We start from the raw sequence: 6,347 nt of genomic DNA, 5'->3' as shown, positions 1-6,347 counted from the left end.
CCCTTACGTCTCCCCCCGCCCGACGCGATATCCCGACGCGATATGCAGGGCACTCCCGCAGGCAAGTGTAGGGCGCTGTCCGACCAGGCGGCCCGCTCCTGGCGCCCCACCGGCGATCGTGTCGGGCCTGTGGGGACGTGTCGGGCTTGTGGGGATATCGGCCTGACGTGACGATCCCGCCGACGGTGCTCAGCCTGCCGATTGCGCAGCGAGGAATGCGGCCGCGCGGCGCCGCCGGCCGGGCCCGCGTTGCCCCTCCGAGTAGTCCCGCATTACTGTTTAACTAATTGGACTTTGGGTCCGTAACGCGACGATGCGGCAGGGCGGCAGAGTGGCCGTCCCCTGGGAGGCAACATGACAGCGCGGGTGGTCCTGTGACGCTGCGGGTGGGCATTGTGGGAGTCGGCTGGGGGGCGATCGTCCAGGCTCCGGCATACCGGGCGGCCCGAGGCTATGAACCGGTGGCTCTGTGCGCGCGGACGCCGGAGCGTCTCGGGAAGGTGGCAGCCCGGCTGGGCATCGAGGACACCTCGACCGACTGGCGCTCGTTCGTGCGCCGCGACGACCTTGACCTGATCTCGGTCGCGACCCCGACCGCGCTGCACCACGAGATCACCCTCGCCGCGCTGGACGCGGGCAAGGCGGTGCTGTGCGAGAAGCCGCTGGCCGCCGATTCGGCGCAGGCGCGGGAGATGGTCGCCGCGGCGCGGGAGTCGGGTCGGCCGACCGGCTGCTGCTTCGAGAACCGCTGGAACCCCGAGTGGCTGGCCATCACCGACCGGGTGCGCGACGGGCTGCTCGGCACCCCGCACGTGGCCCGGGTCAGCCGCAGCGCCTCCTACTGGCATCCCGGCCGGCCTCTCCAGGCCGCCTGGATGTACGACCGTGCCCAGGGCGGCGGCTATCTCGCCGGCATGCTCGTCCACGACCTGGACTTCGTGTGCTCGCTGTTGGGGCCGCCGGTGGCGGTGTGCGCCGACGTACGCAGCTCGGTGCCGACGCGGGCGCTGCCCGACGGCGGGGAGCTGGCCGTGACCGCGGACGACACCTCCGCGCTGCTGCTGCGCCTCGCCTCCGGCGCGATCGCGATCCTGAGCCTGTCCACGATCGGCGCGAACGTCGACCACTTCCGCCTCGAGCTGCTGGGCGGGGACGGCACCATCGTCGCCGACGGCAGCCTGCGCCACACCGTCTACCAGGCGGGTCCGGCACGTGAGAAGGGGCTGGCCCCGCTGGCCCCGGTCGAGCGCGCGCCCGACGCGCCGCAGCACCTGCCCGACGGGCTGGCCGGGCATGGCAGCCTGTCGATGGCGCTGATGCTCGAGGACTGGCTGCCTGCCTTCGACGGCAAGCCCACCCCGGTCCCCACGTTCACCGACGGGCTGCTGAGCCTGGAGATCATCGACGCGGCACACCGGTCGTCCGAGGGCGCCGGCTGGGTGCCCATCGAGCTCTGAAGGATCGGCGGGCGCACGGTGGAGCTCCGCCGGCGCGGAGGACTACAGTCCCCCGCGAGGACAGCAGGAAGGACGGTGTACGCATGACCGACGCAGGGACCAACCCCGCCGCCGTCCCGCAACGCGAGGACGAGGACGACCAGGATCTGCTCACCTACGGCGAGGTGGCAGTTCGCCTGGCCGAGGAGATCGAGGCGCAGAGCGCCCTGGTCACCGAGCTGGAAGGCGCCGAACCGGCGGACGCCGAGCGCGTCGGGCGGGAGCGCACGCGGCTCGCCGCGTTGCGCGACGCCCAGGAGCGCAACCAGCGGCGGCCGATCAACGATGAGAACTTCGAACGGTTCTTCGGCTACCGGGGCACGCCCCGCTACGAGAGCTGAGACCAGCACCAGGTCCGCCTGCCAACCGCCGCCCCGGCTGATCCACGATCACCCGGGGCGGCGGTTGGCACCATCCGTCGGGGGCCCGGCGCCGAGAGCGCGGACGAATGCGGGACGCGTTCGTCGACCGCCCCACCGGCCCCGCCGGTTGCCTTGTTTCTTTCCCGGCACTTCCCTCATCTCTGTTCCATGACGTTCCCACGGGGTCTCACGATGCGTAGTCGTTCTTATTCCTTATCGTTATCAAGCGCCGCCGCGATGCTGGCGTTACTCGCCGCGGGGGCGAGCGCGTGCTCGTCCGCGACGGCATCGTCGGCGGCATCCTGTGACAGTCCGGGCGTGACCTCATCGGAGGTCAGGCTCGGGCTTCTTTATCCCGACTCCGGGCCGACCGCGGCCTCGCTGGCCGCCACCCGCGCCGGGGTCGATGCCCGCATCGGCCTGGCGAACGCCGCCGGCGGCATCCACGGACGAAAGATCGTCTACGACTGGCGGGACGACCAGGGCGACCCGGCGGCCAACGGGGTCGCCGCCCGGGACCTGGTCGAGGGGCAAGGAGTCTTCGGCGTCCTGGAGTACTCCCTGGCCGCCGACGGCAGCGCCCAGTACCTCGCCGACCGTGGCGTCCCGGTCGGCGGGCTGGCCACCGGCGAGGTCTGGGCGAAGCACCGCAGCATGTTCTCGTTCTCCTCCACCACCGGCGCCGCGACCGACACCTACGGCACGTTCCTTCGCTCGCAGGGCGCGACGAAGGCCGTCCTGCTGCGCACCGCGCTGTCCTCCGGGGTCGGCAACACCAGCGCCAAGATGACCCAGAGCGCGCGGGCCGCCGGCATCCCGGTCGTCGACGAGATCCCCTACACCGCGAACGCGGACAGCCCGGTGGCCGTCGCCCGGCGCATCGTCAACAGCGGCGCCGACACCCTGCTCACCGTCATCAACGCCCCCGACCTGCCCGCGGTTCTCACCGCGGTGCGCGCCGCCGGGGTGAACCTGCGCGCGGTCCTGTCGGTCAGCGGCTACGACACCCAGCTCCTGCACGACTCGGGCGGCGCGCTCGCCGGCGTGACCGTCCCGGTGTTCTACCGCCCGTTCGAAGCCGGCGGCCCGGCGATCGCGCAGTACCGCACGGCGATGGCGCGCTACGCACCGCAGGTCCCCAACCCGCAGCAGGAACTGACGATGATCGCCTACATCGACACCGACCTGTTCCTGCGCGGGCTGACCGAGGCCGGCGCGTGCCCGACCCGCGAGGGCTTCGTCACCGCCCTGAACGCGGTGCACAACTACAACGCCGGCGGCCTCATCCAGCCGATGGACCTGACCCGCGACCGAGGCCGACAGACGACCTGCTGGTCGTTCGTCCAGGCGAACCGGGCCGGGGACGCCTTCAGCGTCGTCCGCGAGAACCTCTGCGGCCACGAGCTGCCCGCCGCCACCGGCTCCTGACGCCCACCGGCCCGGGCACCCACCCGCCCGCTACGGCGACGAGCTGGCTGCAGTCTGCGCGGCTGCGGTCTGCGCGGCTGCGGCGTCGTGGCGGGCACGCAGGGCGGGGCGGGTGAGCTTGCCGGCGGCGTTGAGCGGCAGCGCGTCGACGACGTACCAGTAGGCGGGCACCTTGAACCCGGCGAGCCGGTCGCGGACGAAGCTGCGCAGCTCGTCGGCGGTCGGCGGACGGTCGGGATCGGCGGGGACGACGAAGGCGGCCAGCGTCTCCCCCAGCCGGGCGTCGGGCACCCCGACGATCCCGGCGTCGGCCACCCCGGGATGCTCGACGAGCGTGTGCTCGATCTCCAACGGGTACACGTTCTCCCCGCCGCGCACGATCATGTCGTTGCGCCGGCCGACGAGGTGCAGGTAGCCGTCGTCGTCGAGGAAACCGAGGTCGCCGCTGTGCAGCCAGCCGTCGGCGGCGTGCACGCTCAGGTGCGCCGCGGCGGCGAACACCTCGCCGACCCCGGCGTCGTCGGGGTCGGCGATGCGCAGCCGCAGCCCGGGGACGGGCCGCCCGACGGTGGTGAGCAGGTCGGGGGCGCCCGCCGCGGCCCGGTCGTGGTCGGCCGGGGTCAGGCAGGTCAGCGGGCTGCCCTCGGTCTGACCGAACAGGTTGACCAGGCGCACCCCGGGCAGCACGGCCTGCACCCGGCGCAGCGTCTCGGGGCTGATCGGCGAAGCACCGTAGATCAGGGTGCGCAGCGGCACCGCGTCGAGTGTCCCCTCGGCCAGCAGCATCTCGATCATCGTCGGGACGAGCTGGCAGTGCGTGGCGCCCTGCTCCCGCAGGCCGGCCCACCACTGGTGGCTGAACCGCGACGTCGGCAGCACGGTCGCGCCGACCGTCACCGCGACGAGGGTGTTGCCGAGCCCGCCGATGTGGTGCAGCGGCGAGCCGGTGGCGTGGCGGCTGTCCGGGCCGAGCTCGAGCAGGCCGGACAGCAGCTCGGTGCGCGCGGCGAGCACCTCCTGGGTGACGGGCACCCGCTTGGCCGCTCCCGTCGTACCCGAGGTGTGCAGGTACAGCGCGACCGGTCCGCCCGGCCCGGGCGGGGCCGCACCCGACGCCCGCAGCGCCGGCACGGGTACCACTCGCGCCCCGGCCAGGGCCGCGGCCTCGGTCGCGACGGCGGCCCAGGCGGGTTCGGTGAGCAGGACGCCTGCGCCGGCGGCGCGCACCGGGCCGGCGAGTTCGGCGGCGGTCAGTCGGGGCCCGAGCGGGGCCACCGGCCGGTCGGCCGCCGCCCCGCCGAGCAGCAGCGCCAGCGCGTCGGGGTTGCTGGTGAGCAGCGCCGGCACCGGCGTGCCCGCCGCGACGCCGAGCCCGGTGAGGAACTCGGCGGCGTACGTTGCCCGCCCGACGAGCTCGGCGCCGCTGACCGGACCGCCGGCATCGAGCACCGCCGGGCGGGCGCTGCCCGCGTGCACCGCGAGGACGCGCTCCAGCCAGCCCACGCCCAGCCCCACGCCCAGCCCCACGTCCACCCCTGCGCCGGTGCCGGCACCCACACCGGCGCCGACGTCCGGGTCAGGCACCGACATAGCCGACGGTCTTGGACTCGGTGTAGGAGGCGAAGCCCTCCAGGCCGCCCTGCCGGCCCAGGCCGCTCATCTTGTACCCCCCGTACGGGCCGTCGGAGCCGTAGAACATCCCGCCGTTGACGTTGATGCTGCCGGTGCGGATGCGCCGGGCGACGCCGAGGCCCCGCTCGATCGACGCCGAGTACACCCCGCCGGACAGGCCGTACGGGCTGTCGTTGGCGATGCGCACCGCGTCGGCCTCGTCGTCGAACGGGATCGCGCACACCACCGGCCCGAAGATCTCCTCCCGGGCGACGGTCATCGTGTTGTCCACGTCGGCGAGCAGCGTCGGCTGCACGTAGTAGCCGCGCGGTAGGTGCTCGGGCCGCCCACCGCCGACGACGACCCGCGCCCCCTGCGCCCGGCCGGCCTCGATGTAGCCGAGGACCCGCTCGCGCTGGCGGGCGTTGATCAGCGGGCCGGCGAGGTTCGCCGGATCGGTCGGGTCACCGTAGGGCAGGGCTCCGATCACCCCGGCGAGGATCTCCACGCCCTCGGCGTAGCGGGCGCGGGGCAGCAGCACCCGGGTGAGCAGCGCGCAGCCCTGCCCGGAGTGCAGGCAGGCGCCGAAGCCGGCCAGCGGCAGCACCGCGGCGAGGTCGGCGTCGTCAAGGACGATCATCGCCGACTTGCCGCCGAGCTCGAGCAGGGTGCGCTTCATCGTCGCCGCGGACTTCTCCACGACGAGGCGGCCGACCCCCGTCGACCCGGTGAACGACACCATGTCGACCCGCGGGTCGACGAGAAGCTGGCCGGCGACGGCGTTGTCCGAGCAGGGCACCACGTTGACCACACCCGGGGGGATGTCGGTCTGCTCGGCGATGAGCCGGCCGATGCGGGTGGCGTTCCACGGGGTGTCCGGCGCGGGCTTGAGCACGACCGTGTTCCCGGTCGCCAGCGCCGGGCCCAGCTTGTTGATCGTGACCTCGAACGGGAAGTTCCACGGCACGATCGCCGCGACCACGCCGACCGGCTCCTGCCAGACGGCCCGGTGGCTGGCGCCCATGAGCTGGGTGTCCGGCAGGGACCGCTCCCAGGGGAAGCTGTCCATCAGCTCCAGCGGGGCGCGCAGCCCGTCGGCCAGCGGCCAGTCGAGCTGGGCGATGCCGGTGACGGCGACGGGCGCGCCGGCCTCGGCGACGAGCTCGGCGCGCAGCTCCTCCCGCTCGCCCTCCAGCGCCTGCTGCAGCTGCGCCAGGCAGCGGCGGCGCAGGTCCCGGTCGGTCGACCAGGCCGACTCGTCGAAGGCCCGGCGCGCCGCGGCGATCGCGGCGTCCAGGTCGACGGCCGCGGCGTCACTGGTCTGGCCCAGTACTCCCTCGGTGGCCGGGTTGACGTTGTCGTAGACGGCGCCGCCGGTGGCCTCGACCAGCCGGCCGTCGATGAGCATCCGGGCCTCGCCGACCACGGCGGGGGTGGTGGGGGTGGTGGT

Annotated in this window: 5 protein-coding genes; 3 read left to right on the top strand and 2 right to left on the bottom strand. The window is 73.8% G+C overall.

Going from position 1 to position 6,347, the window contains the following annotated elements; translation table 11 throughout:
* The first annotated feature begins 374 nt into the window (after positions 1-374).
* The 3 genes from NBZ83_RS29155 to NBZ83_RS29145 all read left to right on the top strand — a co-directional run bounded on the left by NBZ83_RS29155 (position 375) and on the right by NBZ83_RS29145 (position 3,286).
* Entirely contained in the window at positions 375-1,457 is a 1,083-nt protein-coding gene (locus NBZ83_RS29155; RefSeq protein ID WP_261569585.1) for a Gfo/Idh/MocA family protein, read from the top strand.
* An 83-nt stretch (positions 1,458-1,540) separates the two neighbouring features.
* Positions 1,541-1,837 carry an acyl-CoA synthase gene (locus tag NBZ83_RS29150; protein WP_261569584.1) on the top strand — a complete coding sequence of 99 codons (297 nt, stop codon included), beginning with the start codon at positions 1,541-1,543 and terminating at the stop codon, positions 1,835-1,837.
* A 213-nt stretch (positions 1,838-2,050) separates the two neighbouring features.
* Positions 2,051-3,286, top strand: coding sequence for an ABC transporter substrate-binding protein (locus NBZ83_RS29145; protein WP_261569583.1), 1,236 nt, complete (start codon positions 2,051-2,053; stop codon positions 3,284-3,286).
* Positions 3,287-3,316: 30 nt separating this feature from the next.
* On the opposite strand, the gene NBZ83_RS29140 is transcribed toward NBZ83_RS29145, so the two are convergent.
* Both NBZ83_RS29140 and NBZ83_RS29135 read right to left on the bottom strand, forming a co-directional pair.
* Positions 3,317-4,870, bottom strand: a complete 1,554-nt coding sequence (locus NBZ83_RS29140) for a class I adenylate-forming enzyme family protein (protein ID WP_261576233.1) — start codon at positions 4,868-4,870, stop codon at positions 3,317-3,319.
* Positions 4,863-6,323 carry an aldehyde dehydrogenase family protein gene (locus NBZ83_RS29135; protein ID WP_438803345.1) on the bottom strand — a complete coding sequence of 487 codons (1,461 nt, stop codon included), beginning with the start codon at positions 6,321-6,323 and terminating at the stop codon, positions 4,863-4,865. The genes NBZ83_RS29140 and NBZ83_RS29135 overlap by 8 nt, the downstream gene beginning before the upstream one ends.
* Positions 6,324-6,347 lie beyond the last annotated feature (24 nt).

The sequence above is a fragment of the Frankia gtarii genome (assembly GCF_025403375.1).
In the GTDB taxonomy this organism is placed as follows: Bacteria; Actinomycetota; Actinomycetes; order Frankiales; family Frankiaceae; genus Frankia; species Frankia gtarii.
The sequence above is the reverse complement of the archived record's forward strand: the minus strand, read 5'-3'. Positions and strand labels throughout refer to the sequence as shown.